The organism is Hydrocarboniphaga daqingensis, from assembly GCF_900129825.1.
GTDB classification, from domain to species: domain Bacteria; phylum Pseudomonadota; class Gammaproteobacteria; order Nevskiales; family Nevskiaceae; genus Hydrocarboniphaga; species Hydrocarboniphaga daqingensis.
The window spans coordinates 210,813-234,337 of record NZ_FQWZ01000001.1 but is presented as its reverse complement, the minus strand read 5'-3'; the positions used below and the strand labels follow the sequence as shown (position 1 = coordinate 234,337).

Annotated in this window: 23 protein-coding genes; 8 read left to right on the top strand and 15 right to left on the bottom strand. The window is 65.7% G+C overall.

Annotated features, from left to right (window positions below; genetic code table 11):
• Positions 1–26: 26 nt before the first annotated feature.
• On the top strand, positions 27–1,217 hold the full coding sequence (locus tag BUB09_RS01035) for an acetyl-CoA C-acyltransferase (protein WP_072892931.1): 1,191 nt from the start codon (positions 27–29) through the stop codon (positions 1,215–1,217).
• Positions 1,218–1,235: 18 nt separating this feature from the next.
• On the opposite strand, the gene BUB09_RS01030 is transcribed toward BUB09_RS01035, so the two are convergent.
• Positions 1,236–1,721, bottom strand: a complete 486-nt coding sequence (locus BUB09_RS01030) for an SET domain-containing protein (protein ID WP_072892930.1) — start codon at positions 1,719–1,721, stop codon at positions 1,236–1,238.
• Positions 1,722–1,840: 119 nt separating this feature from the next.
• Between BUB09_RS01030 and BUB09_RS01025 the strand changes: the two genes are divergently transcribed.
• Positions 1,841–2,731, top strand: a complete 891-nt coding sequence (locus BUB09_RS01025; protein WP_072892929.1) for a LysR family transcriptional regulator — start codon at positions 1,841–1,843, stop codon at positions 2,729–2,731.
• A gap of 3 nt (positions 2,732–2,734) precedes the next feature.
• On the opposite strand, the gene BUB09_RS01020 is transcribed toward BUB09_RS01025, so the two are convergent.
• Positions 2,735–3,193: a flavodoxin family protein gene (locus BUB09_RS01020; protein ID WP_072892928.1), complete on the bottom strand. Its 459-nt coding sequence runs from the start codon at positions 3,191–3,193 to the stop codon at positions 2,735–2,737.
• Positions 3,190–4,005 (bottom strand): D-hexose-6-phosphate mutarotase, encoded by an 816-nt coding sequence (locus tag BUB09_RS01015; protein WP_072892927.1) that lies wholly within the window; start codon positions 4,003–4,005, stop codon positions 3,190–3,192. Before BUB09_RS01015 ends, BUB09_RS01020 begins: the two co-directional genes overlap by 4 nt.
• A 134-nt stretch (positions 4,006–4,139) precedes the next feature.
• Between BUB09_RS01015 and BUB09_RS01010 the strand changes: the two genes are divergently transcribed.
• The 5 genes from BUB09_RS01010 to purL all read left to right on the top strand — a co-directional run bounded on the left by BUB09_RS01010 (position 4,140) and on the right by purL (position 12,282).
• Complete coding sequence (locus tag BUB09_RS01010) at positions 4,140–5,084, top strand: outer membrane beta-barrel protein (protein WP_072892925.1); 945 nt, start codon at positions 4,140–4,142, stop codon at positions 5,082–5,084.
• A 113-nt stretch (positions 5,085–5,197) separates the two neighbouring features.
• Complete coding sequence (locus BUB09_RS01005; protein ID WP_072892923.1) at positions 5,198–7,150, top strand: pilus assembly protein TadG-related protein; 1,953 nt, start codon at positions 5,198–5,200, stop codon at positions 7,148–7,150.
• Between the two features lie 84 nt (positions 7,151–7,234).
• Positions 7,235–7,585 carry a DUF1820 family protein gene (locus BUB09_RS01000; RefSeq protein ID WP_072892922.1) on the top strand — a complete coding sequence of 117 codons (351 nt, stop codon included), beginning with the start codon at positions 7,235–7,237 and terminating at the stop codon, positions 7,583–7,585.
• A complete protein-coding gene (locus BUB09_RS00995; RefSeq protein WP_245793050.1) occupies positions 7,582–8,352 on the top strand; it encodes an MBL fold metallo-hydrolase in 771 nt (256 codons plus the stop codon). Before BUB09_RS01000 ends, BUB09_RS00995 begins: the two co-directional genes overlap by 4 nt.
• A gap of 87 nt (positions 8,353–8,439) precedes the next feature.
• Positions 8,440–12,282 (top strand): phosphoribosylformylglycinamidine synthase, encoded by a 3,843-nt coding sequence (purL, locus tag BUB09_RS00990; RefSeq protein ID WP_072892920.1) that lies wholly within the window; start codon positions 8,440–8,442, stop codon positions 12,280–12,282.
• Between the two features lie 69 nt (positions 12,283–12,351).
• On the opposite strand, the gene BUB09_RS00985 is transcribed toward purL, so the two are convergent.
• Genes BUB09_RS00985 through BUB09_RS00960 form a run of 6 tightly spaced genes read right to left on the bottom strand, consistent with a single transcriptional unit; the run spans position 12,352 to position 16,239 of the window.
• Positions 12,352–13,101, bottom strand: coding sequence for an MlaA family lipoprotein (locus BUB09_RS00985; protein WP_245793048.1), 750 nt, complete (start codon positions 13,099–13,101; stop codon positions 12,352–12,354).
• A gap of 37 nt (positions 13,102–13,138) precedes the next feature.
• Positions 13,139–13,405, bottom strand: coding sequence for an STAS domain-containing protein (locus BUB09_RS17100; RefSeq protein WP_072892917.1), 267 nt, complete (start codon positions 13,403–13,405; stop codon positions 13,139–13,141).
• Positions 13,406–13,410: 5 nt separating this feature from the next.
• The gene (locus BUB09_RS00975) at positions 13,411–14,064 is read right to left on the bottom strand and encodes an MlaC/ttg2D family ABC transporter substrate-binding protein (RefSeq protein ID WP_175550074.1); all 654 of its coding nucleotides are present in this window, start codon (positions 14,062–14,064) and stop codon (positions 13,411–13,413) included.
• A complete protein-coding gene (gene mlaD, locus BUB09_RS00970; protein ID WP_072892913.1) occupies positions 14,064–14,603 on the bottom strand; it encodes an outer membrane lipid asymmetry maintenance protein MlaD in 540 nt (179 codons plus the stop codon). Before mlaD ends, BUB09_RS00975 begins: the two co-directional genes overlap by 1 nt.
• A gap of 38 nt (positions 14,604–14,641) precedes the next feature.
• The gene (mlaE, locus tag BUB09_RS00965; RefSeq protein WP_072892911.1) at positions 14,642–15,409 is read right to left on the bottom strand and encodes a lipid asymmetry maintenance ABC transporter permease subunit MlaE; all 768 of its coding nucleotides are present in this window, start codon (positions 15,407–15,409) and stop codon (positions 14,642–14,644) included.
• Positions 15,406–16,239 (bottom strand): ABC transporter ATP-binding protein, encoded by an 834-nt coding sequence (locus BUB09_RS00960; RefSeq protein WP_072892909.1) that lies wholly within the window; start codon positions 16,237–16,239, stop codon positions 15,406–15,408. Before BUB09_RS00960 ends, mlaE begins: the two co-directional genes overlap by 4 nt.
• A gap of 108 nt (positions 16,240–16,347) precedes the next feature.
• On the opposite strand from BUB09_RS00960, the gene BUB09_RS00955 reads away from it, so the two are divergent.
• Entirely contained in the window at positions 16,348–16,608 is a 261-nt protein-coding gene (locus BUB09_RS00955; protein WP_072892907.1) for a hypothetical protein, read from the top strand.
• Positions 16,609–16,627: 19 nt separating this feature from the next.
• Here BUB09_RS00955 and lipB read toward each other — a convergent pair whose 3' ends face one another.
• The 6 genes from lipB to mrdA form a co-directional block, all read right to left on the bottom strand.
• The gene (gene lipB / locus BUB09_RS00950) at positions 16,628–17,290 is read right to left on the bottom strand and encodes a lipoyl(octanoyl) transferase LipB (protein ID WP_084083055.1); all 663 of its coding nucleotides are present in this window, start codon (positions 17,288–17,290) and stop codon (positions 16,628–16,630) included.
• The gene (locus BUB09_RS00945; RefSeq protein ID WP_072892905.1) at positions 17,280–18,446 is read right to left on the bottom strand and encodes a D-alanyl-D-alanine carboxypeptidase family protein; all 1,167 of its coding nucleotides are present in this window, start codon (positions 18,444–18,446) and stop codon (positions 17,280–17,282) included. Before BUB09_RS00945 ends, lipB begins: the two co-directional genes overlap by 11 nt.
• A gap of 69 nt (positions 18,447–18,515) precedes the next feature.
• The gene (locus tag BUB09_RS17095) at positions 18,516–19,364 is read right to left on the bottom strand and encodes a septal ring lytic transglycosylase RlpA family protein (RefSeq protein WP_072892904.1); all 849 of its coding nucleotides are present in this window, start codon (positions 19,362–19,364) and stop codon (positions 18,516–18,518) included.
• Positions 19,361–20,395: a lytic murein transglycosylase gene (locus BUB09_RS00935; RefSeq protein ID WP_072892902.1), complete on the bottom strand. Its 1,035-nt coding sequence runs from the start codon at positions 20,393–20,395 to the stop codon at positions 19,361–19,363. The genes BUB09_RS17095 and BUB09_RS00935 overlap by 4 nt, the downstream gene beginning before the upstream one ends.
• Positions 20,395–21,531, bottom strand: a complete 1,137-nt coding sequence (gene rodA / locus BUB09_RS00930; protein WP_084083054.1) for a rod shape-determining protein RodA — start codon at positions 21,529–21,531, stop codon at positions 20,395–20,397. The genes BUB09_RS00935 and rodA overlap by 1 nt, the downstream gene beginning before the upstream one ends.
• Positions 21,528–23,516 carry a penicillin-binding protein 2 gene (mrdA, locus tag BUB09_RS00925; RefSeq protein WP_072892900.1) on the bottom strand — a complete coding sequence of 663 codons (1,989 nt, stop codon included), beginning with the start codon at positions 23,514–23,516 and terminating at the stop codon, positions 21,528–21,530. Before mrdA ends, rodA begins: the two co-directional genes overlap by 4 nt.
• Positions 23,517–23,525: the final 9 nt, after the last annotated feature.

Below are 23,525 nucleotides of genomic sequence, written 5' to 3'. Positions count from 1 at the left end.
CCGTATCCGACCCAGAGAGGCTGCAGATGTCATCCGCTATCGATCCCGTCGTCATCGTGTCCGCCGCCCGCACGCCGATGGGCGCGTTTCAGGGCGCATTCAAAGACGTATCGGCCACTGATCTGGGCGCCGTGGCGATCCGCGGCGCGCTGCGCCGTGCGGGCCTGGCGCCGGAGTCGGTCAGCGAGGTGCTGATGGGCTGCGTGCTGACCTCGGGCCTGGGCCAGGCACCGGCACGACAAGCCGCGCTGAAAGCCGGGCTGCCGAACGGCACGCCGTGCACCACGGTGGGCAAGGTCTGTGGGTCGGGCATGAAGGCGCTGATGCTTGGCGTTGACGCGATCGCCGCCGGCAGCGCCGAAATCGTCGTCGTCGGCGGCATGGAAAACATGAGCGCCGCGCCGTACTTGATGAGCAAGGGTCGCGGTGGCTACCGGATGGGCCACGCGCAGATCTACGACAGCATGATGCTCGACGGTCTGGAAGACGCGTACGAAGCCGGGCGCTCGATGGGCACCTTCGGCGAACTGTGTGCCGATCGTTACCAGTTCGGTCGCGACGCGCAGGACGCATTCGCCAGCGCTTCGGTGCAGCGCGCTCAGGCGGCAATACGTGACGGCGCTTTCGTCGACGAGATCGAGCCGGTCACGGTGCGTGACCGCAGCGGCGAAATCGTCGTCAGCGTTGACGAGGGTCCCGGCAAGATCAAGCTCGACAAGATTCCCGGCTTGAAGCCGGCGTTCAAGAAGGACGGCACGATCACCGCCGCGTCGAGCTCGTCGATCAATGACGGAGCGGCGGCACTGGTGCTGATGCGGCAGAGTCGAGCGGCGAGTCTGGGCATCAAGCCGCTGGCGCGCGTGCTCGGCCACTCAAGCCACGCGCAGGAGCCGGCATGGTTCACGACGGCGCCGGTGGGTGCGATGCAGAAACTGTTCGGCCGCATCGGCTGGCAGGCCGGCGACGTCGATCTGTATGAGATCAACGAGGCGTTCGCCGTGGTGCCGATGGCGGCGATGCACGAACTGGGCATTGCCCACGACAAGGTCAACGTGCACGGCGGCGCTTGCGCGCTCGGTCATCCGATCGGGGCCAGCGGTGCGCGCGTGATCGTGACCTTGTTGCATGCCTTGCGCCGTCACCGTTTGCAGCGCGGCGTGGCGACGCTGTGCATCGGCGGCGGTGAAGGCACCGCCGTGGCCGTCGAGATGCTGTGAGGCGCCGAAGCGCCGTCGTCAGTCTTTGACGGCGGCGCGACGCTTGGACTTGAGCATCGTGCCGGTGCACTTCGGGCTGCCGCAACGGCATTCCCAGATCTTCTTCAAGCGCGGCGTTTGCCGTACTTCCAGTGTGATGCCGTAGTCGTAGGTCAGTTCTTCGCCGCGCGCGATGTCACGCAGCGCTTCGATGACGACGCGGTCCTTCTTTTTGCGGCCCTTGTCATCTTCATACAGCACGGCCTGGCAGTTCGGGTCGCAGCTGTGATTGATCCAGCGCGCATCGGTGCCGCCGACATTGGCGTCGATGATGTAGCGATCGTTGAGCGTGAACAGGAACGTGTGGCCGGTTTCGCCGCCGTCACCATAGTGCTTGTCGGCGTAGGCATGCGTGATCAACCGGCCTTCGTACTGCACGACGTCGTCGCCGGCCTTGATCTTGCGCGCGGCGAACACGCCGGTGCCGTGGATGGGGGAACGGCGGGCGATGATCGTGCGGGTCATGGGCGTGGCAGTCGTATGAGCGGTCATTGTGCTTGACCGGCCGGCAGCGGGGAAGCCGCGGGCGCAGGCATAATGCTCGACATTGACCGCGTCACGCCTGCCGGCGATCCGAGACAGCCATGGAGTTGTACCAGCTCAGAAGCTTTGTTGCCGTCGCCGAAATGCGTCATCTGACGCGGGCGGCCGAAAAGCTGCACATCAGCCAGCCGGCGTTGTCGGCGCAGATTCGCGCACTGGAAGACACGTTCGCCACGCCACTGTTTGAGCGCACGCCGGCCGGCATGATGCTGACCGCGGCCGGCCGACGCCTGCTGCCGATGGCCGAAAAAGTGCTGTCGGCGGCGCAAGCAATGCGCAATGAGGCGCGCGCGATCAAGGGCGAGATCGGCGGCATCGTCCGCGTCGGTACCGTGTCCGATCCCGAGTTCATCCGCGTGGCGCCGTTCATGAGCGCCACGATGAGCCGCTATCCGCTGGTCGAAATCGAGTTTCATCACGTCGTGACCGGCGAGGCTTTCGAGATGATCCGCGACGGCGGCCTCGACGCCAGCTTCTACTACGGCGAGCTGTCGCACCCCGACGTGGTCTCGGTCGAACTGCGCGAAGTGGTGTTCCGCGTCGTCGTGCCCAGCGCCTGGAAAGATCGTCTGAAGACCAACAGCTTCGAAGAGATCGCCACGCAGCCTTGGGTGATTCCGCCGCCGATCAGCACGCATCACGATTTGATCGCCGGCTTGTTCAAGCAGCACGGCGTGCGCCCGTCGCGAATCGTCGAAGCCGACCATGAGGCCGTGATCAGTTCGCTGGCGATCGCGGGCCTGGGCATTGCGTTGATGCGCGAGGAAAAAGCGATGGAGCGCGCGCGCAGCGGCGAAGTCATGCTGTGGGGCGACGTGCGGCTGCGCACGCGCCTGCAGTTCATCCATGCCAAGGAACGCAGCGACGATCCGATTATCCGTTCGCTGGTCGGCGTGATCCGCGACGTCTGGGCGCCGGCGCCCGCGGCCTGATCGCTACAAAACGCCCAAGCTCAGGCCGGCAGCCAGCGTCTGCCCGATGACGACGGCGCGGCTGATCGCATCGGTTCCGGGGTCGCCGACGACGATCAACGGCTCGGCCGCTGCCTTCCAGCCGAATCCGGTTGCGATCCGTTCGATGCTGCGCACCGCGCCGCTGCCGTCATTGCCGGCGCTGACGATCACCGCATACGGCAGGCCCAGGCGCAGGCCTTCGCAGGGATAGTAGGTCCGGTCGAGAAAGTCTTTGATTGCACCGCTCATGTAGCCGAAGTTTTCGGGCGTGGCGATCAGCAGCCCGTCGCAGGCCATCAACTCATCGACGCCCGCATCCAAGCCATGCAGCAGATCGGTGCGGACGTCGTCCGCGCCTTCACGTGCACCGGCCATCGCCGCATCGACCAGCCGCCGCGTTCGACCGGTCTGAGAGGCATAGACCACCAACAGTCGTTTCATCCGCCGATGATCAGCGTCTGCGAACCCTGCCAGTGCGCACCCGGCGCCAGCGACACCGGTCGTCCGACGACAGCAGCTTCGACGCACAGCAGGTGCCGATCGCCATCCGGCTCCAGGTCTGCCAGAGCGGCGCCCTTGGCCGGGCCCGGATTCCAGACCACGGTGTCGCAGAACCCTTGTTGTTCGATACGCAGTGCGCCGCCGGGCTGGCTCAGCCGCAAGGCGGCCGGCGTGTCGAAGTAGATCCGGTCGACTTCGCCAACGATCGCCAGCGATTCGTCGGCATCCACGCGTTCGATCCCGCCGTGCGCCGAGTCGCGATAGCGATGCTGCTGCAAGCCGTGCAGGCGGGCAGCCCCGATATCGTCGACGCGCAGATACGTGTGCAGCGCGGCTGTGAAGCGCAGCGCTTGATCGCCGGGATTGTGGACCGACAGCGCGACGTCCAAGCGCTCGCCGCCGATGCGCAAGCGCAACTCGCACCAAAACGCATGAGGCCAGGCGGCGCGGGTCGCCGCGCTGTCGCGCAGTTGCCAGCAGGCGGCGCCCGGCTCGTTGTCCGGCTGCCGCTGCCAGACCGCGGTGCGCGCGAAGCCGTGCTTTGTCAGAGGACCTTCGGCCGCGAACTGCGGAAAGATCACCGGCACCCCGCCGCGGATTGCAGTACCGGCCGTGAACGCCGAGCGCTGGCTCAGGAACAGCGGCTCGGCGCCGCTGGCGCTACGCCAGCGGATCAGGTGTGCGCCCTGTGCGTAGATCTGTGCTTCGGCGCCATCGGCGGCCCGGATCGTGTCGGGAACTGGCAGGGTCATTCGGGGTGTCCGGAGCGGAGCCCGCGATGCTGGCGCATCGCCAGGCTCGGCTCAAGCGGTACGGACACTGCATGGCATACGCCCCAGGCCCGCATCGGACGCGGGCCTTATCGATGCCTAAAAGGATTCAAAGCATGAACGCGATCAACGGTGAATCACAGGGCGTGGCGCGGCATCGCGGCCGGTCGATCGGGCTGGCGGCGGTGCTCCTGCTGGCCGCCGTCGATGCCGACGCCGCGGGCGCGCTGTTCGGCCGTGCGCTGGCCGAGCAGCGCGGCCAGATCACGCCGCTGCCCTGGGGTGTCGGGCTGGTTTACATGGATGGACGTCAGGACCTGCAGCTCGACAACCTCAGCGTCCAGGCCAACGGCAACACGGCGGATGCGACCTCGCTGGTGCATTTGGGCGCCTCCGAACTGAAAAGCAGCACGCTGCTGCTGAAAGCCGATGTCTGGCTGCTGCCGGTGCTGAACCTGTTCGCGTTCGCGGGTCAGTCGAGCAACGATCTGACCGCGGATTTCCACGTGGAAGGTGATGAAGTGGCGGCCTATTACGGGTCGACGGCGTGCAGCGATCCGGCTTCGCCCGATCGCCCCGCATTCTGCGATCGTCGTTTCGACGGGCGCATCCAGCGGCAGTCTGATGCCACCAATTACGGTGGCGGCGCCTTGCTGGCCTATGCCGCCGGCCCCTGGTTTGCGACCTTGAGCTTGGTCTACCTCGACAGCCAGGCCCGCGATCAGGACACCGACGTGCAAGCCTTTACGGCGACACCCCGGCTCGGCTGGCGCTCGGCGCCGTCACCCAGCGGCCGACTGGCGCTGTATGCGGGCGCCAGCTTCGTCGACAGCCAGGTCGAATTGCGCAACCAGCAGCAGATCGACATCAATGCGCCGCGCGACAATGTGCCCGATCCGATCGTGCTGGATTATTCGGTGGCGCAGACCAACGAAGACGACTGGAGCTACCTGGCCGGCTTCAATTGGGACATCAGTACGCGCTGGACGCTGCAGGCGGAATATGCGGTCGGTGCCCGCGTCGGGCTGACCTCGTCGCTGGTCTGGCGGTTCGGCGATTGAGCCGGGTGCGGCTGTCGGCATAAAACCGACGCTCAACGGGCCAGCGCAATGTCGGTCCGGCTTCTGTAGCGTAATGCCCTTCAGGGCTAACGGGAGGTTTCATGCGCGGCAGGATGCAACAGCTATTGGGCCGACCCCGGCGCCAGGCCGGCGCCGTCGCGATCTGGGTGGGTGTCGCTCTGGTCGGCCTGTTGTCAGCCGCATTTCTTGCGATCGATACCGGTCGCCTGTATCACGCGCAGCGCGATCTGCAGCGCTTGGCGACGCTGGCTGCCGTGTCGGGCGCACAAGTCGCCAGTGGCTGCGCCGGCATCGGCGCCGACGGTTCGATCGCCACGCTGAGCAACGTCAGCGCCGCGATTCAGAGCATCCTCGTCGCCAACGGCGGGCAGCTGTCGATGCTGACCGGAATCAACGGGTTTCCGGCGGTCGAGCTGGGCAAAATGGTGCCCGACGATGGCGTGATGGTGTTTGAGCCGCTGCCGACCGATGACCCGGGTATCGGGGCCGTTCGCGTCAACCTGACCCGTCCGCAGCCGACGCCGTTCATCGGCTTTCTGACCGGCGGCGGCACCTTGCAGGCCTCGGCGACGGCCGAGCAGCCGCTGGTCGGCACGTTCTCGGTCGGCTCCACGCTGCTGGCGCTGAACACGCAGAACTCAGCCTTGCTCAACGGCGTGCTCGAGGGGTTGCTGTGTCCGAATCCCGGTTCGGCCGCTTGTGATGCGTCGATCAACATCAGTGCGCTGGGCTTTCAGGGCTTGGCCGGCGTCAAGGTGTCGCTGGGCGAGCTGGCCACCGCGGCCGGTGTCCAGTCCAAAGATCTGTCCGACGTACTCGACTTGAGCACGCAGACGCCGATCCTGTCCGATCTGCTCAATGGTTTGTCGGGTGCTCTGGGTGACCGCGTCAGCGGCTCGACTGCCAGGCTGCTGCAAGACCTCGGCGCCGCCGCCAGCGGCAATTCGAATCCCGTGCCGCTGGCGCCGTTGCTGGAAGGGGTGACGACGGTGGCCGGCGACGTGCCGTTCATTAACCTGCTCGACCTGATCGTCGCGCTGGGCGTGGCCGCCAATGCCAGCGAAGACGGCTCGGTCAAACCGATCCCGCTGCCGCTGTCCGTCAACGTGCCCAATGTGGTGTCGAGCAATGTGTTCCTCAGCATCGGCGCACCGGCCCGGTCCGCCAGCGGCCATGCCGGCGTTACCGCCACGACGGCCGAGGTCACGCTGATGACGCGCATGAGTCTCGACATCCTGCAGCCGCTGCAGCAGATCGCCAACCAACTGTTCGCGGCGCGGGTCCGGCTTGAGATGCAGCCGGTCAAGCTGGGCACCGATATTCAAATCCTGCCGTCGACGGTCCGGCTCGACCGTATGCAGTGCCCTGGCATCGGCAGTCCGTCGCCGGTGGCCGAACTCAGCGCCAGTACCGGCCTGGCTCGCGTTCGCCTCGGAACGTTCGCCGGCAATGCCAGTGCGGCGCCGCCGCTGCTGACCACGCCGTCGCCGCTGGCCTCGGTCAGTATCGACCTGCTCGGCGGCGTCGCGTCGGCCAAGGTGCAGTTCAATTTGGCCCGCGCGGTCGATTCCAGTGTCGGCAACGCCGGCTTCGTCGAGTTTCCCGAACCGGTCACCGAGTTCATCAAGGTCAGGAACAGCCCGGCGCTGTATCAAGCGCAAGGGACGACGCAGAGCCCGGTCAATGGCAATCCGCAGACGCTGGGCTCGCGCGATTTGTTGTCGAGTACGGTGGCGTCGCTGCTGGACACGGCAAGGATCACCGCCAGTGGTGATACCTGTCTGTCGCTCGGCAATGTCTGCGTGTTGCCGATCGCGGCGCTGCTCAATCCGCTCGCCAGTTCCTTGCTGACGATTTTGGAACCGGTGCTGGTGGGTGGCGGCGGGTTGATCGATGCGCTGGTCGATCCGCTGCTGCGCGCGCTCGGCGTCGAAGTTGGGCAGGCCACGATGCAGATGACCGCGATCGAAGTCGGGCCCTCGTTGAAGGTCCAGACCTGCATTCCAGGCGGTCCAGGCATCCGCGGTTGTCAGGTCCCCCCATAAGCGTGCGGCACGTCGGGCGCCGGTGCTTGTGAGCCCCGGAAGCGCGCCGGATAATCGCGGCGCACCCGTCTCCAACCCGGCTTCATGACCCATACGCGCCTCTATCGGATCAGCTTCCACAATCAGGGACAGGTCTACGAGGTGTACGCCCGGCAGGTCAGCCACGGCGGCATGCCCGGCTTTGTCGAAGTCGAAAAACTGGTGTTCGGCGAGCGCACGACCGTCGTCGTCGACCCAGGCGAAGAGCGGCTAAAGGCCGAATTCGACAATGTCGAGCGGTTCTACGTGCCGCTGCATGCGGTGATCCGCATCGACGAGGTCAACAAGCAGGGCACGGCCCGAATCGTCGCTGGCGGCGCGGCGGCCGGCGAGGGTAGCGGGTCGAAGGTGATGCCGTTCCCGATGATCCCCAACCCCGATCTGCCGCGCCGGTGATCCGCTTCGCGATGCTCGGCTCTGGCAGCCGGGGCAATGCCACGCTGATCGAAGCGGGCAACACGCGGGTGCTGATCGACTGCGGTTTCAATCTCGGCGTCACCGAAGCCCGGATGCAGAACCTCGGTATCGATCCTGCGTCGTTGGCGGCGATCCTGGTCACTCACGAGCATGGCGATCACCTTGGCGGCGTGGCGCGACTCGCCCGGCGCCACGGCATCGACGTCTGGATGACGGCGGGCACCTACAGCGCATGGGGCGACCGTCGCGTCGAGTCGGTGCATCAGTTCAGCCCGCATGCCGGCTGGCGTATCGGCGACCTCGATATTCAGCCGTATCCGGTGCCGCATGACGCGCGCGAGCCCTGTCAGTACGTGCTGGCGTTCGGCGGCCTGCGTGTCGGCATCCTGTCCGACGCGGGCGCGGTGACGCCGCACATGCAGCAGATGCTCAGTGGCTGCGACGCCTTGATGCTCGAATGCAACCACGACGCCGCGCTGCTGGACGCCGGACCGTACCCGTACAGCCTCAAGCAGCGCGTCGGCGGCGGATTCGGACACCTGAACAACGAGCAGTCGGCCGGGTTGTTGCGCGCTGTCGACTGCAGCCGGCTGCAGCATCTGGTGCTGACGCATTTGTCTGAAACCAACAACCGGCCCGACCTGGCGCTGGCTGCCGTCCATCACGCGATGGACTCCGACGCCAGCTGGATTGTCTGCGCTCATCAGGACGAAGGGCTGGCCTGGCGCGAGGTCGTTTCGGCCTGAGCGCGTCGTGCCCGAGCGGCGGTGGGCGGCGGCGGTATGAGACAATGGCGGTCTTCCCCGCAACGCCCCTGTGCACCAGGATCGTCGATGCCCTTGCTCGTATTGCCCGGCACCGCAAGTCTTTCTTCCTTTCGTCTGCAACGCCTGCTCGAGCCGCTACGCCCGCTCGCACCGGGTTTGGCCTCGCTCGAAGTCCTCGATTTCTATCTGGTCGATGCCAGTGACACCCCGGAGTCCGACCTGCGCCAGCTCGTGGGTCCAGGGCCGGCGAGTTTTCCGGCCGCGGCGCTGACCCGCTTCGTCGTCCCGCGCGTCGGCACCCTGTCCCCCTGGTCGTCCAAGGCCACCGACATTGCCCGGGTGTGCGGGTTGGATGGCCTACGGCGGATCGAACGCGGCCGCGCCTATCTGTTTCAGGGCATCGACGCGTTGCCGGATGCCGCCACCGCGTTGCTGCATGACCCGATGATGGAATCGGTGCTGACCGAGGCCGAGGCGCTGCAGCAGGTGTTCGCAACGCCGCCGCGCCGTCCGCTGCGGACCGTCGACGTACTTGGCCAGGGCGGGGCAGCGCTGACGGCTGCCAATCGCGACTGGGGGCTCGCGCTGAGCGAGCAGGAAATCGAATACCTGACCACGCACTTCCGCCAGGCTGGGAAGAACCCGACCGATGCCGAGCTGATGATGTTCGCCCAGGTCAACTCGGAGCACTGCCGGCACAAGATCTTCAACGCCGAGTTCACCGTCGACGGCGAGGTGCAGCCGCATTCGCTGTTCCAGATGATCAAGATGACCTACGCCGCCGCGCCGCAAGGCGTGCTGTCGGCGTATTCGGACAACAGCTCGGTGATCGAAGGACATGCGGCGATGCGCTTGTTCGCCGACGCCGACCATGTGTACCGCGGCCACGACGAGCCGGTACACATCTTGATGAAGGTGGAGACGCACAACCACCCGACCGGCATCTCGCCACATCCCGGCGCGGCCACCGGCGCCGGCGGCGAGATTCGCGACGAAGCGGCGACCGGCACCGGCTCGCGGCCCAAGGCGGGCCTGGCCGGCTTTAGCGTTGCCAACCTGCGTATCCCCGGCCATGAACAGCCCTGGGAGGCCGCGCTGTCGCGGCCGACGCGGATGGCCTCGGCGCTGCAGATCATGATCGACGCGCCGCTGGGCGCTGCGGCCTACAACAACGAGTTCGGTCGGCCCAATCTCAACGGCTACTTCCGCACGTTCGAAGCGATCACGCCGGACGGACGCAACCGCGGCTATCACAAGCCGATCATGATTGCCGGCGGCTACGGCAACATCCGCGCTGGCAACGTGCTGAAGAAGGAAGTCGTCGAAGGCGCGCCACTGGTTGTGCTCGGCGGCCCGGCGATGTTGATCGGCCTGGGCGGCGGCGCTGCCAGTTCGATGGCCACCGGCAGCAGCCACGAGGCGCTGGACTTTGCGTCCGTACAGCGCGCCAACCCCGAGCTGGAGCGCCGCTGCCAGGAAGTGATCGACGCCTGCTGGTCGCTCGGTGAAGGCAACCCGATCCTGTCGATTCACGACGTCGGCGCCGGCGGTATCTCGAACGCGCTGCCCGAACTGGTGCACGCCGATGATCGCGGCGGCCGTTTCCAGTTGCGCGATGTGTTGTGTGCCGACCCGTCGCTGTCGCCGATGGAAATCTGGTGCAACGAATCGCAGGAACGCTACGTGATCGCGCTCAAGCCTGACGGGCTGGCGATGCTGGACGCGGCCTGCAAGCGCGAACGCTGCCCGTACGCGGTCGTCGGTGTCGCGACGGCCGAGCGTCAGCTACGCGTCGACGACGCGCTCGGCGAGGCGCCGGCCGTCGACATGCCAATGCCGGTGCTGCTCGGTAAACCGCCGCGGATGCAGCGCAGCACACAGCGTCAGGCGCCGGTCACGCGGCCGTTCGATACGGCGGGGCTCGATTTTGCCGACGCCGCGCAGCGGCTGCTGCGTCTGCCGACGATCGCCTCCAAGAGCTTCCTGATCACGATCGGCGACCGCACCGTCGGCGGCCTGTCGGTGCGCGACCAGATGGTCGGCCCCTGGCAGGTGCCGGTCGCCAACTGCGCGGTCACGGCTACCGGCTTCGAGGCCGTGACCGGCGAAGCGATGGCAATGGGTGAGCGCCCGCAGCTGGCGCTGCTCGACGCCGCTGCGTCGGCGCGGATGGCGGTCGGCGAGGCGATCACCAACATCGCATCGGCCGCGATTGCGCGGATCGGCGATATCCGGCTGTCGGCCAATTGGATGGCGGCCTGCGGCCAACACGACGAGGATGCGCGGCTGTTCGATGCGGTCAAGGCGATCGGCGCCGAGCTCTGCCCGGCACTGGGCATCGCGATCCCGGTCGGCAAGGATTCGCTGTCGATGAAGTCGGTCTGGACCGACGATGCGGGCGCGCAGACGCAGACCGCGCCGGTGTCCGCGATCATTTCCGCGTTTGCGCCGGTGGCCGACGTGCGCCGCACGCTGACGCCGCAACTGCGCCGCGATGCCGGAACCGACACGCGGCTGCTGCTGATTGACCTCGGCAATGGCCGCAACCGTCTCGGTGGCTCGGCACTGGCCCAGGTTTACGGAGAACTCGGCGTCACGCCGCCCGATCTCGATCATCCCGAGCAGCTCAGCACCGTGTTCGCACTGCTGCAATGGCTCAACCAGAAAGGCCAGGTGCTGGCCTGCCACGACCGCAGTGACGGCGGCTTGTTCGTGACGCTGGCTGAAATGAGCTTTGCCGGCCATGTCGGCCTGCAGATCGAACTGCCGGCCGCTGCCGACGCCGCGGCCGCGCTGTTTAGCGAAGAACTCGGCCTGGTGCTGCAGGTGCGCAGCAGCGACGTCGCCGGCATCCTCGCCAAGACCACCGCTGCCGGCGTCACGGCCTGCGACATCGGCACGCTGTCGGACGATGATCGTCTGGTAATCCGCAGCGGTGGCCGCATCGTGCTCGATGTCGGCCGCGTCGAGTTGCAGCGCACCTGGTCGGAGACCAGCCACCAGATCGCGTCGCTGCGCGACAACCCCGACTGCGCGCGCGAGGCCTTCGAATCGTTGGCCGATCCAGCCGATCCTGGCTTGAGCGAGCACCTGAGCTTCAGCCTGGACGCTGCGCCAGCGATCGTCGGCGCAGCACGTCCGCGGGTTGCGATCCTGCGCGAGCAGGGCGTCAACGGCCATATCGAGATGGCCTACGCGTTCCAGGCCGCCGGCTTCGAAGCGGTCGACGTGCACATGTCCGATGTGCTCGAAGGGCGCGTCGCGCTGGCCGGTTTCAACGGCCTGGCCGCCTGCGGTGGGTTCTCGTACGGCGACGTGCTCGGCGCTGGCCAGGGCTGGGCAAAGACCATTCTGTTTTCAGCGCGTGGCCGTGAGCAGTTCGCCGGCTTTCTGGCGGACACGTCCAAGTTCGCGCTTGGCGTCTGCAACGGCTGCCAGATGTTTGCCGCGCTCAAGGACATCGTGCCCGGCGCATCGGCCTGGCCTGCGTTCCGGCGCAATCGCTCGGAGCAGTTCGAAGCCCGCTGGGGCATGGTCGAAGTGCTCGAAAGCCGCTCGGTGCTGTTTGCCGGCATGGCCGGCTCGCGGCTGCCGATCGCGATCGCCCATGGCGAGGGACGCGCCGAGTTCGATCGCGATACCGACTTGGCCGCGCTGCAGGCGGCGGGTCAGGTGGCGATGCGCTACATCGACAATCACGGCCGCGCGGCGACCACGTACCCGGCCAATCCGAACGGCTCGCCGGGCGGTCTGACCTCGGTTTGCAACGCCGATGGACGCATCACGATCCTGATGCCGCACGCCGAGCGCACGATCCATGGCGTGACCGGGTCGTACTGGCCGCAGGCCCATGGCGACAAGACGCCGTGGTTCCGCATGTTCCAGAACGCGCGGCGCTGGGTCGGTTAAGCGCAGTCCATAACGACGAATCCCCGCTGGCGCGGGGATTCGGGTCCTGGTGGGAGCAGTCGCGGCGCGCTAAGGCGATGGCGCGCTTGCGGCCGGCGCCGGCTCGCTGTCGTCCTCGTCGAAGCCCAGATCTTCTTCCGGCGGGTTGCCGTCGAATACCAGGTTGCGACGACGGTCCAGATAAGCGGTTCGAATGAAGACGTATTGATCGAGCTGATCGTTCAGCGCTCGGTCCGCCCCAAGCAGCCGCGACCGCGAGTCGACCAACTGCAGGCCGAGCAGAGCACCGCGCTCGCCCAGCGTGACCGAATCGGTGTACTGCAGAATCTCGGTCCAGTTGTCGCCGAAGCGGCCGACGAAGTCGCGGTTCGTGGTCGGCCCGAGCAGCGGCAGCATCAGATACCAGCCGGTGCCGACGCCCCAGTAACCGAACGTCTGGCCGAGGTCTTCGTTGTGCCGCGGAAAGCCCTGACCGGTGGCGACGTCAAGAACGCCGCCGAGTCCGATCGTCGTGTTCATCACGAAGCGCAGCGTGTCCTTGCCGCCCTGGACGAACTTGGCCTGCAGCACGTCGTTGACGATTGTCGTCGGATAAAACAGGTTGTCGAAGAAGTTGCTGACGCCGCGCCGTGCCAGCGACGGCACCACTTTGGCGTAACCGCTGGCGACCGGCCGCAACACGTATTGGTCGGCCTTCAGGTTGAACGCGAAGATCGGACGGTTGACCTTCTCCAGCGGGTCCTGAGGGTCGTAGCTGGGCGAGTGCGCGCACGCGCTCAAGCTCAGCAGCATCGCTGCAGCCCACGACAATCTGCCCATTGTCCCTCTCCCTATCGAAGCCGCCATTGTCGGCGGTCTAATGTGCGCCGGCGGTCGCCGTGACAACGTCGTCCAACTGAAAAAACCGCAGCAGGTTCAGCACCTGCGAATTGGCGTTGATGATGCGCAGCGTCAGACCACGAGCACGTGCACGACGCGTCCGCTCCAGCAGGTAGGCAGCGCCTGCGCTGTCGATGCGGCTGCAGCGCGCCAAGTCCAGTGTCTCGCCTGCGGCGCTGGGGAGGTCGCGCAGATACGGCCCCAGCGTCGAGAACGTCAGCGCGCCGTCGATTGCGGTGGCCACGTTGGCTAGCTCGCGCTGCCGCGAACCGGCGCGACGACCTGCTGACCGCTTTCGAGCTTGGTGATCACTTCGTCGATGCTGGTTGCCTTGACCTGAGCTGCCACCTGGCTGCGGAAGTTGGTCACCAGCGAGATATTTTCGACCTTGATGTCGTAGACCTTCCAGCTGTCATCCTTCAAGCGCATGTCGAACGCGACCGGAATCGGCGGCCCGTCCTTGCGCATCAGGCTGGAGTTGACCGTTGCCTTGGTCGCATCGCTGGCCATCTGCGCCGCTTTGACCTCGGCCTTGACGCTGTCGTGGTACTGCAGCAGCGCGTCGGCGTATGAGCGGATCAGCATGTTCTTGAATGCGATCTCGAAGCGCTTGCGCTGATCGGCAGTGGCCGTCTTCCAGTTCTGCGCCAAGATCAGCTGCGCGATGTAGGGGGTGTCGAAGTACTGCTGGATCCGCGTGTCCACCATTGAGTAGAACGCAGCCTTGTCCTTCTGATACTTCTCGACGTTCTGGCTGATGTCGGACTGCAGCTCGCTGGACGCTTTGCGAACCACTTCATCGGGCGGTGTGACGGCCAGTGCAGAGTTGGAAGCGACCAGCGTACCCAGCGCCATCAAGGCCGCGGCCAGCGTAGCCGCGCTGCGAGAAAGAAAGCGTTTCATCATTTGACTCCAGGTGCGGCGGGTTCGGCAGGTTTGATCGAATCCGCCAGTTTGCCGATGGCATCGGCCAATTTGTCGTCCTTGGGCCCGGCTTGACTGGCCAGGAACTGGCCGATCAAGTTTTCCAGCACCAGCGCGCTCTGCGTCAGCATGATCTTGCTGCCGTCCTTGAGCACGTCGTCCGAGCCGCCCGGTTCCACGCCGATGTACTGCTCGCCGAGCAGGCCGGCGGTCAGGATCTTGACGTTGGAATCCTCGGGAATCTTGTTGAACTGCTGCGACAGGTCGATGCTGACGTCGGCCTGAAAGCTTTCCTGATTGATCCTGATCTCGCGAACGCGGCCGATCTTGACGCCGGCCATCGTCACCGCAGCGCCGGGCTTGAGGCCGCCGATGTTGTCGAACGTGGCAACGACCCGGTAGACCGGGCCCTTGCCGACGTTGTCGATGCTGGCGGCGCGGAACGTCAGCACGAAGACGGCTGCCACGCCCAGGCAGACGAAGAAGCCCACCAGAATTTCCAGAGCACGAGATTGCATGATTTACCTGTCGCTAGCCCAACGATGGAGTCGGGCGATTAATTGAACATGAATGCCGTCAGCACGAAGTCCAGCGCCAGAATCGCCAGCGAGGACACCACCACCGTCGACGTCGTGGCGCGAGACACGCCCTCGGCGTTTGGCGCGGCCGTGTAGCCCTGGTAGACGGCGATCCAGCTGACGGCGAAGCCGAATACCAGCGACTTGATCAAGCTGTCGCGGATGTCGACGAACTCGACCGAGCCGCGGATCGCCGACCAGTAGCTGCCGGCGTCGACGCCGAGCAGTTCGACGCCGACCGCATGCCCGCCGGCAACCCCGATCGCCATCACGGCGAAGATCATCGACAGCAGCGGCATCGCGATCAGGCCGGCGATGAAACGCGGCGCGATCACGCGCTGGATCGGATCAACCGCCATCATCTCCATCGCCGACAACTGATCGGTGGCGCGCATCAACCCCAGTTCGGCCGCCAGCGACGAGCCAGCACGACCGGCGAACAGCAGCGCGGTGACCACCGGCCCCAGTTCGCGGATGATCACCAGGGCGACGAACACGCCGAGCGACTCCGAGGCGCCGAAGCGCACCAGCGTCCGGTAGCCCTGCAGCGCGAGCACCATGCCGATGAACACGCCGGAGATCACGATGATGATCATCGACAGCACGCCGAGCATGTACAGCTGTCGTGAGATCAGCCGGGGCTGCAGCAGCGCTGCCGGCGTCACGCGCAGAATCTGCAGCAGGAAAAACACCGACTGGCCGAGGCCCGACAGGAAGTTACCCAGCACTTGCAGCAGGCCGCTCATGAGCGAACTCCAAGCAGATCGTCCGCATACGGCGCTGCCTTGTAGTGGAACGCGATCGGCCCGTCGGGTTCGCCGTTGAGGAACTGGCGGACGAAGGCGGATTCGCTGTTGCGGATCTGGTCGGGCGTGCCTTCGCCCAGCACCTTGCCGCCGGAGATCACGTAGGCGTAGTCGGCGATCGACAGCACTTCTTTGATGTCGTGACTGACGACGACCGACGTCAAACCCAGTGATTCATTGAGCGTTCGGATCAGCTTGATCAAAACGGCCATGCTGATCGGGTCTTGACCGGTGAACGGCTCGTCGTACATGACCATGTCGGGATCGAGTGCGATGGCCCGTGCCAGGGCCACGCGCCGCGCCATGCCACCCGACAGTTCCTCCGGGTACAAGTCACGCGCACCGCGCAGACCGACGGCTTGCAGCTTCATCAGCACCAGATCGCGCACCATGCTCTCCGGCAGCTCAGCGTGCTCGCGAATCGGGTAGGCAACGTTCTCGAAGACGGTCAGGTCGGTCAGCAGCGCCCCGTTCTGGAACAGCATGCCCATGCGCTTGCGCAGGTCGTAGAGCGCTTTGCGGCCGGCCTTGTGAACATCGATGCCGTCGAAGACCACCGTGCCCGCGTTCGGCCGCCATTGGCCGCCGATCAGACGCAGCAGCGTCGTCTTGCCGGTGCCGGAAGGGCCGAGGATTGCCGTGACCTTGCCGCGACGGATGTCGACGTCAATGCCTTGGTAGATGGCGCGGTTGCCTTGCCGGAAGTGCAGGCCGCGGCAGCGCACGAGCACGTCCGAAGCGACATCCGTTGTCTCAGTGGTCGAGGTCATGGTCGGGCATTACGTCCGGAGTCGGTGAGCGGTTGCGCATGGAGCGGATCGGCCCGGTCCGTCGTATTGTAGGGAGATTCATATCGCACCGTCGGACCTCGATTTCTCATGCAAATTCCATCGACGCGCCAATTCGTTCTGTCCGCCGTGATGCCGGCCCTGTTGATGCTCGCTCTGGTCGGCTGTGCGTCGGCGCCGTCAGCGGCTCCGGCGCAGTCCGACGCGAGCGCGCCCAAGCGCTGCAAAACCACGCGCAATATGCAGTCTCCGGGCCCCCAGCCACCGAGCAATCCGCCACGCTGCGACACCAGCATTGATGCCGGCAAGCTGCCGGCCACCGTGCTGCCGCCGATCATCGTCGCGCACTGAGCGTCGACACCGTTGACGCTCAGGCAGGGGGCGCTGCCGGCATCCGCACCGCTCGCTGGAGGTGGCGCCCCAAATCCGCCTGAACCTGTGGCAGTGATGGACCGCCCAAGTCCCGGACCTGCGTCACGCGCAGACCTTGGTAACCGCAGGGGTTGATCCGTGTGAACGGTTCCAGATCCATGTCGGTGTTCAATGCCAAGCCGTGATAGCTGCACCCGCGGCTGACGCGCAGGCCCAGCGAGGCGATCTTGTGCCGGCGGCCGTCGATATCGACATAGACGCCGCGCGCATCCGGGTCCGAATAGGCACTGATGCCGTAGCCGGCCAGCGTCGTGATCAACGCGTCTTCGATCCGCGTCACCAGGCTGCGGATGCCATAGCCAGCGCGGTGCAGGTCGATCATCAAGTACGCGACGATCTGCCCGGGGCCGTGGTACGTCACTTGGCCGCCGCGATTGCTGCGCACCACGGGAATGTCGCCCGGCATCAGCAGATGCTCGTCGCGTCCGGCCTGGCCTTGAGTGAACACTGGCGGGTGCTGCAGCAGCCAGATTTCGTCTTCGGTGTCGGCGGTGCGGGTTTCGGTGAACCCGCGCATCTGCTCGGCACTCAGCGCATAGTCGGTCAGACCCGGCAGTTCCCGCAGCTGCGGGGCGCCACCGTCGCCAGCGTTATTCGCCACCCGCCCACCACAGGCGGACCGTGTCCACGGCCCGCGTGAACAAGCCGCCTTCCGGCACGGCCGTCAACGCGACCAGCGGTTCCTGGCGAATCAGCTTGCCGTCGAGGCTGATCGCGATCGTTCCCACCACCTGGCCCGGTTCGATCGGCGCGACCGCTTGGGTCGTCACGCGGGGCACCATCTGCACGCGGTCCTTCGCGCCGCGCGGCAGGCTCAGCGATACCGGCTGCAAGGTGCCGACCTGGACGCTGTCCTGTTCACCCTTGTAGGCCGGGATCGTCGCCACCGGCTTGCCGGGGCCCAGCAGCGGCACCATCTCGTAGAAGCGGAAGCCGTAGTTCAGCAGTTCGAGGCTGGCCTGCTCGCGGTAGGCCCAAGTCTTGGCGCCCATGACCGCCGAGATCAGACGGCGGCCGTTGCGCACCGACGACGACAGCAGGCAATAGCCGGCCGCATTGGTGTGGCCGGTCTTGATGCCGTCAACCGATGAATCCTTGACCAGCAGCCCGTTGCGGTTTTGCTGGGGGCGCGCGATTTTGTACTTGAACTCGCGCTCGGAGTAGATCTTGTAGTCCTCCGGAAAGTCGCGGATCAGCGCCCGGCCCAGCATCGCCAGATCGCGTGCCGTCGTGTAGTGGTCCGGGTCGGGCAGGCCGCTGGCATCGACGAAATGCGTGTTCTTCATGCCCAGCTTGGCGGCGTACTGGTTCATCAGTTCTGCAAACGCTGATTCGCTGCCGGCAATGTGTTCCGACAGCGCGATGCTGGCGTCATTGCCGGACGCGATGATGATGCCGCGCAGCAGATCGATGATCTTCACGCGGCTGCCGACGTCGAGAAACATCCGCGATTCGGATGAGTCGATGCCCTGCCTCCAGGCTTTTTCGCTGATCAGCGCTTCGTCGTCATAGTGCAGCCGTCCACGCTTGATTTCGTCGAAGGCGATGTATGTGGTCATCACCTTGGTGATGCTGGCCGGCTCAATGCGAGCATCCGGGTCTTTGCCGGCGAGCAGATCGCCGCTGGCGAAGTCGATCAGCGCGAACGACTTGGAATCGATCGACGGCGGTTCGGGAATCTTGTCGAGCTGGCCGTGCGCATGCAGCGAGTTCAGCAGCAGAGCGACAAATACGGTTCTTTTCAGGAGAGTCTTCATTGACGAGAAACGGTTCCGGTTGAAGCGCGATGACCGCCCGGCGAGCGGGCGGGCGCGCGGGAGTTTAGCTCAGCGGCCGACGGCTTCGGCTGCCAGGCCCGCGCCCAGCAAGCGATTGCGCACGTCAACCAATGCCGCGTTGTCGGCAAACGGACCCACCAGCACCCGATGGATCGGATCGCCGTTGAACGTGCCGGTACGAATTTCGATATTGGTGATGCCCAGCCGCGTGATTTCGCCTTTCAGCGATACCGCGTTGATCGGGTCGGAGTAGGCCGCCACCTGCAGATAGCCGGGCTGCGCGGGAGCCGGGCGTGGCAGTTCGAGCTTGCCCGGCGGCGGCAGTTCTTCACCGGGCGTCAGCGCCTCGATTTCGACCATGCCCGGATTACCCAGCATGCCGAGCTTGGCCGCCGCTGCGTAGGACAGATCGATGATCCGCGAGCTGTGAAACGGCCCACGATCATTGATACGCACGACGATGCTCTGGCCATTGCTCAGGTTGGTGACGCGCGCGAATGTCGGCAGCGGCAGCGTCTTGTGCGCCGCCGTCAACTTGAACATATCGAACGGTTCGCCGCTGGATGTCTTGCGCCCTTGAAACTTGCGGCCGTACCAAGAGGCCAGGCCGGTTTCGCGGAAGCCCCGGGCCGATTCCAGCGTCCGATAGGTCGAGCCGAGAGCGGTGTAACTGGGCGGATTGCCGTAGGGGCTCTTGGGTTCGGCGCGCGGCACTGGCTCCGGAATATCCATCAGGTTCGGCGGTATCTCCGAGGCTTTCGGCGGTCCGTCGGCGCCCGGTGTGACGACAACCCGAACCGGTGAGGAACCGCGCGGTGTCGCCTTGGGCGGCGGCCCGACGGTGCATGCAGCGAGTGTCAGCAGTAACAGGCTGATCCCTAGCCCGCGTGCGATCATGGAGGGTCTCCGCTAAGTCTCGCCGCTTCAGCCGACATCCCAGCGGCCAAACGGCTGACGGTCATCGCGTAATAAACGCGGGGGTTGTAGCTCATCACCGAATAGAAATTCGGCAGGCCGATCCAGTATTCCTTGTCGTCCGCGCCGCCGGGATCGAGCTGCAGTTCGATCAAGCCGACCATCATTTGCGGCGGGAGCCGAACCGCGGGCTCGACGCCCGCAGCGCGCAACTGCTCGACGGAATATTGAACGGCTTTGCCGTTGCGCTGCAGCGAGTCGGCCAGCGGCCGCAGCCGCCGCGCCGGTACGATCAGCGGTTCGCCTCGGTGCCAGCGGGTTTCGGGCTTGTAGGCGGTGAAGTAATGCGCGATCGAGCCGATCGCATCGGCCGCCGTCCACAGATCGCGCCGGCCGTCGCCGTCGAAGTCAACGGCCAGACGGCGATAGTTGCTCGGCATGAACTGGGCCCAGCCCATGGCCCCGGCGTAGGAACCTTTCAGCTCGGTGGGCGCCAGCCCGAATTCGCGGCAGAACACGAAGTACTGGGTCAGTTCGGCATAGAAAAACGGCGTCCGCGTCGGGTGATCGAAACCCTGAGTGGCCAGTGCGTCGAGCACGCGCGCGTTGCCGGTAAAGCGGCCGAAATTGGTTTCGAGGCCCAGCACGCCGGCGATCACCGATCCGGGCACGCCGTATTCCGCTTCCGCCCGGTCCAGCAGCCCCCGGTTGTCGACGATGAACTGGCCGCCGCGGCGGATGCGCAGTGCATCGACTCGCTTGGCCGAGTAGGTGGTCCAGGTTTCTGTGCGCTCCGGCGCTTTTTGTTCGGCTTCGATCAGGCTGGGTACGGTCTGGGCGCTGGCGAGCGCATCGCGCACCGTCTGCAGATCGTCCGGGCCGAAGCCGTACTGCTGCTTCAGCGTTGCCAGCAGTTCGCCGGCACGAGGATGGCCCGAATAATCGGCGATCGCCGTCCCTGCCGTCAGCAGCAGCACGGTTGCGAGCATCGCTTTGCTGACGATCAGGGGCATCAGCTCGCCAAGAGTTTTCGGTGGGTCTGAATCGACATCAGCATACCGAAGCCGGCCAGCAGGCTCACCATCGAGGTGCCGCCATAACTCACCAGCGGCAGCGGCACGCCAACGACGGGCATCAGTCCGATGACCATGCCCATGTTGATGAAGATGTAGATGAAAAACGTCATGCCCAGCGCGCCGGCCAGCAGTCGCTGGAACGTGTCTTGAGCGCGCACGGCGATGTACAGGCAGCGGCCGACGATCGCCAGATACAGGCCCAGCAGAAACAGCACGCCCATCAATCCGAGTTCTTCGGAATAGACGGCGAAGATGAAGTCCGTATGCGACTCGGGCAGGAAGTCGAGCTTGGCCTGGGTGCCGTTGAGCCAGCCCTTGCCGAACAGACCGCCGGAGCCGATCGCGATCTTGCTCTGGGTGATGTGGTAGCCGGTGCCGAGCGGATCGGTCTCGGGGTCGAGAAACGTCAGTACGCGCTGGCGTTGATAGTCATGCAGTCGCGTCCAGAGGATCGGTGCCGCAGCGGCCAGCGCGACCACCGCTCCCAGAATCCAGCGATATCCCAAGCCGCCGAAGTACAGCGCAAAGCCGCCGGCGGCAACGATCAGCAAGGCAGTGCCGAGATCGGGCTGCACGGCGATCAGCAGCGTCGGCGTGCCGATCAACGCCAGCGTGATCAGGATCGTCGATGGGCTCGGCGGCAGCGGACGGCCGTGCAGGAAGCTGGCCACGCACAGCGGCATCGCCAGCTTCATGAACTCCGACGGCTGGAAGCGGATCACGCCGAAATCCAGCCAGCGTTGCGCGCCCTTGGCGTGGTCCCCGAGTACCAGCACGGCCACCAGCAGCAACGTCGTGACGGCGTAGAGCCAGGGCGCCATCGCGCGGTACATCTCGGGCGTGGCTTGGGCGGCGACCGTCATCACGCCCAGTCCCAGCAGCAGGCGCTCAGCCTGGTTGATCACGGTGGCCATCGAGTGGCCCGACGCTGAATACAACACGACCAGACCAATCGCCCCCACGCCGGTCAGCAACAGCAGCAGCAGCAGGTCCAGATGCAGCCGGCCGAACCAGTCGGACAGGCCTTGCTGCGGCGGGCGTGATGAGGTCAGCGGCTGAAAGAGCGGGTTCAATGGGCCTCCGCATCGGGGACATCGGGCGCTTCCGGATCTTCCGGATCGACGGCCGGCGCTGCTTGCGGCGGCAGCGCCACAGCGGGCACCGGTGCCGCCGGTGCCGTCGCGGGCGTGCCCGGTTTGCGATAGCGAATCTCGCCAAGTAGGTACTGATCCATCATCTGTCGGGCGACCGGGGCGGCGACCGATGCGCCGTGGCCGCCGTGCTCGGCGATCAAGCCGATCGCGATCTGCGGATTGTCGGCCGGAGCGAAGGCGACGAACAGCGCATGGTCGCGCAAATGCAGTGGCAGTGATTCCTGCGACGGCGCCACCTTCTCGTCCTGCTTCAAGCCCGCGACCTGGGCCGAGCCGGTCTTGCCGGCGACGGTGTAGGGCGCGTCCTTGAACGTCGTGAACGCGGTGCCGCCCTGCAGTTGCGTGACGCGCTGCATCGCCTCGACCACGGTTTCCCAGTCGGCCTTGTGCTTGTTGAGGATCGGCGGCAACGGCTCCAGCGGCACGTCGGTGGTTTCCAGCGTCAGCGGGTCCTGCGTGGCTTTGACCAAGTGCGGCTTGAAGCCTTCGCCGCGCATCGCCATGCGCGCGGTGATCTGCGCCAGCTGCATCGGCGTGACCGACATCGTGCCCTGGCCGATGCCGACGTTGAGTGTTTCCCCCGGATACCAGCTTTCCTTGCGGACGCGGCGCTTCCATTCGCGTGATGGCAGCAGGCCGTTCTTTTCCAGCGGCAGATCGACTTCGGTCGAACGCCCCAGGCCGAACTGATCCAAGAAGGTGTAGATCCGGTCGATGCCCAGATTGATCGCGACGTTGTAGAAGTAGATGTCACAGCTGCGTGCGACCGCGTCGGCCATGTCCAGCGAGCCGTGGCCATGACGTTTCCAGCAGCGGTACTTGCGCGACGAGCCCGGCAGCGACATCTGGCCGCCGCAGAATTCGCGATGGTTGCCGTCGACGATGTCGTATTCGAGGCCGGCCAGTGCCATGAACGGCTTGATCGTCGAGCCGGGCGGGTAGGTGCCTTGCAGCGCCCGGTTGTACAGCGGCCGGTTCGGGTCTTCCAGCAAGGCCTTGTAAGTCTTGCTGTCGATCCCTTCGCCGAACAGATGCGGGTTGAATCCGGGCTTGGATACCAGCGCGATGATTTCGCCATTTTGCGGATTGATCGCGACGACCGACCCGTTGAAGTCGCCCAGTGCCTGCTCGGCGACCAACTGCACCTTGGCGTCGAGCGTCAGAATCAGATTGCGCCCGGCCTTGCCCTGCTGATAGTCCAGTTCGCGCAGCGGACGACCGTAGGCATTGGCCTCGATCACCTTGGCGCCGGGCTCACCGCGCAGCAGGTCCTCGTGCGACTTTTCGACGCCGACCTTGCCGATTTGCGACAGCCCGCGATACGCCGGCTCGGGCGCCTTGCGCAGCTCATCCTCGGTAATGCCACCGACATAGCCGATCACGTGCGCCGCGGTGTCGCCGAACGGATAGCTGCGGGTCAGGCCGGCCGTGACATCCACGCCATCGAAGTCGTAGCGGTTGATCTCGAATTTGGCGACTTCTTCGAGGCTCAGATTGGTGCGCAGCGGCACCGCCCGGTATCGCGGCGTCTTGCGGACGCGGTCTTTGAAGCGGGCAATGTCGATGTCGTCGAGCCGCACCAGCTTGGACAGGCGCTGCAAGGTGTCGTCGAGTTTTTTGACTTCCTCGGGGACGACTTCCAGCACGAAGGCTGGCGTGTTCTGGGCCATGACCGCGCCGTTGCGGTCGTAGATCAGGCCCCGCACCGGCGCCACGGCCGACAGACGCATGCGATTCTCGTCGGCGCGAGTGGCGTAGTAGGCCTGCTGGAGCACCTGCAGGTCGAACAGCCGGAAGCTCAGCAGAGCGGCCATCAGCAGCGCGGCGCAGGCCGCCACGATCGTGCGCGCCGCAAAGGTTTCCTTCTCGCGGTGCAGATCCTTGATCTTGTCGTGGCGACTCATGCGCCGGAC

Excerpts from the sequence above, each read along its gene's own strand:
- BUB09_RS01035 (WP_072892931.1), top strand. The coding sequence starts at position 27 with ATGTCATCCGCTATCGATCCCGTCGTCATCGTGTCCGCCGCCCGCACG.
- BUB09_RS01030 (WP_072892930.1), bottom strand. The coding sequence starts at position 1,721 with ATGACCCGCACGATCATCGCCCGCCGTTCCCCCATCCACGGCACCGGC.
- BUB09_RS01025 (WP_072892929.1), top strand. The coding sequence starts at position 1,841 with ATGGAGTTGTACCAGCTCAGAAGCTTTGTTGCCGTCGCCGAAATGCGT.
- BUB09_RS01020 (WP_072892928.1), bottom strand. The coding sequence starts at position 3,193 with ATGAAACGACTGTTGGTGGTCTATGCCTCTCAGACCGGTCGAACGCGG.
- BUB09_RS01015 (WP_072892927.1), bottom strand. The coding sequence starts at position 4,005 with ATGACCCTGCCAGTTCCCGACACGATCCGGGCCGCCGATGGCGCCGAA.
- BUB09_RS01010 (WP_072892925.1), top strand. The coding sequence starts at position 4,140 with ATGAACGCGATCAACGGTGAATCACAGGGCGTGGCGCGGCATCGCGGC.
- BUB09_RS01005 (WP_072892923.1), top strand. The coding sequence starts at position 5,198 with ATGCAACAGCTATTGGGCCGACCCCGGCGCCAGGCCGGCGCCGTCGCG.
- BUB09_RS01000 (WP_072892922.1), top strand. The coding sequence starts at position 7,235 with ATGACCCATACGCGCCTCTATCGGATCAGCTTCCACAATCAGGGACAG.
- purL (WP_072892920.1), top strand. The coding sequence starts at position 8,440 with ATGCCCTTGCTCGTATTGCCCGGCACCGCAAGTCTTTCTTCCTTTCGT.
- BUB09_RS00985 (WP_245793048.1), bottom strand. The coding sequence starts at position 13,101 with ATGGGCAGATTGTCGTGGGCTGCAGCGATGCTGCTGAGCTTGAGCGCG.
- BUB09_RS00975 (WP_175550074.1), bottom strand. The coding sequence starts at position 14,064 with ATGAAACGCTTTCTTTCTCGCAGCGCGGCTACGCTGGCCGCGGCCTTG.
- mlaD (WP_072892913.1), bottom strand. The coding sequence starts at position 14,603 with ATGCAATCTCGTGCTCTGGAAATTCTGGTGGGCTTCTTCGTCTGCCTG.
- mlaE (WP_072892911.1), bottom strand. The coding sequence starts at position 15,409 with ATGAGCGGCCTGCTGCAAGTGCTGGGTAACTTCCTGTCGGGCCTCGGC.
- BUB09_RS00960 (WP_072892909.1), bottom strand. The coding sequence starts at position 16,239 with ATGACCTCGACCACTGAGACAACGGATGTCGCTTCGGACGTGCTCGTG.
- BUB09_RS00955 (WP_072892907.1), top strand. The coding sequence starts at position 16,348 with ATGCAAATTCCATCGACGCGCCAATTCGTTCTGTCCGCCGTGATGCCG.
- BUB09_RS00945 (WP_072892905.1), bottom strand. The coding sequence starts at position 18,446 with ATGAAGACTCTCCTGAAAAGAACCGTATTTGTCGCTCTGCTGCTGAAC.
- BUB09_RS17095 (WP_072892904.1), bottom strand. The coding sequence starts at position 19,364 with ATGATCGCACGCGGGCTAGGGATCAGCCTGTTACTGCTGACACTCGCT.
- BUB09_RS00935 (WP_072892902.1), bottom strand. The coding sequence starts at position 20,395 with ATGCCCCTGATCGTCAGCAAAGCGATGCTCGCAACCGTGCTGCTGCTG.
- mrdA (WP_072892900.1), bottom strand. The coding sequence starts at position 23,516 with ATGAGTCGCCACGACAAGATCAAGGATCTGCACCGCGAGAAGGAAACC.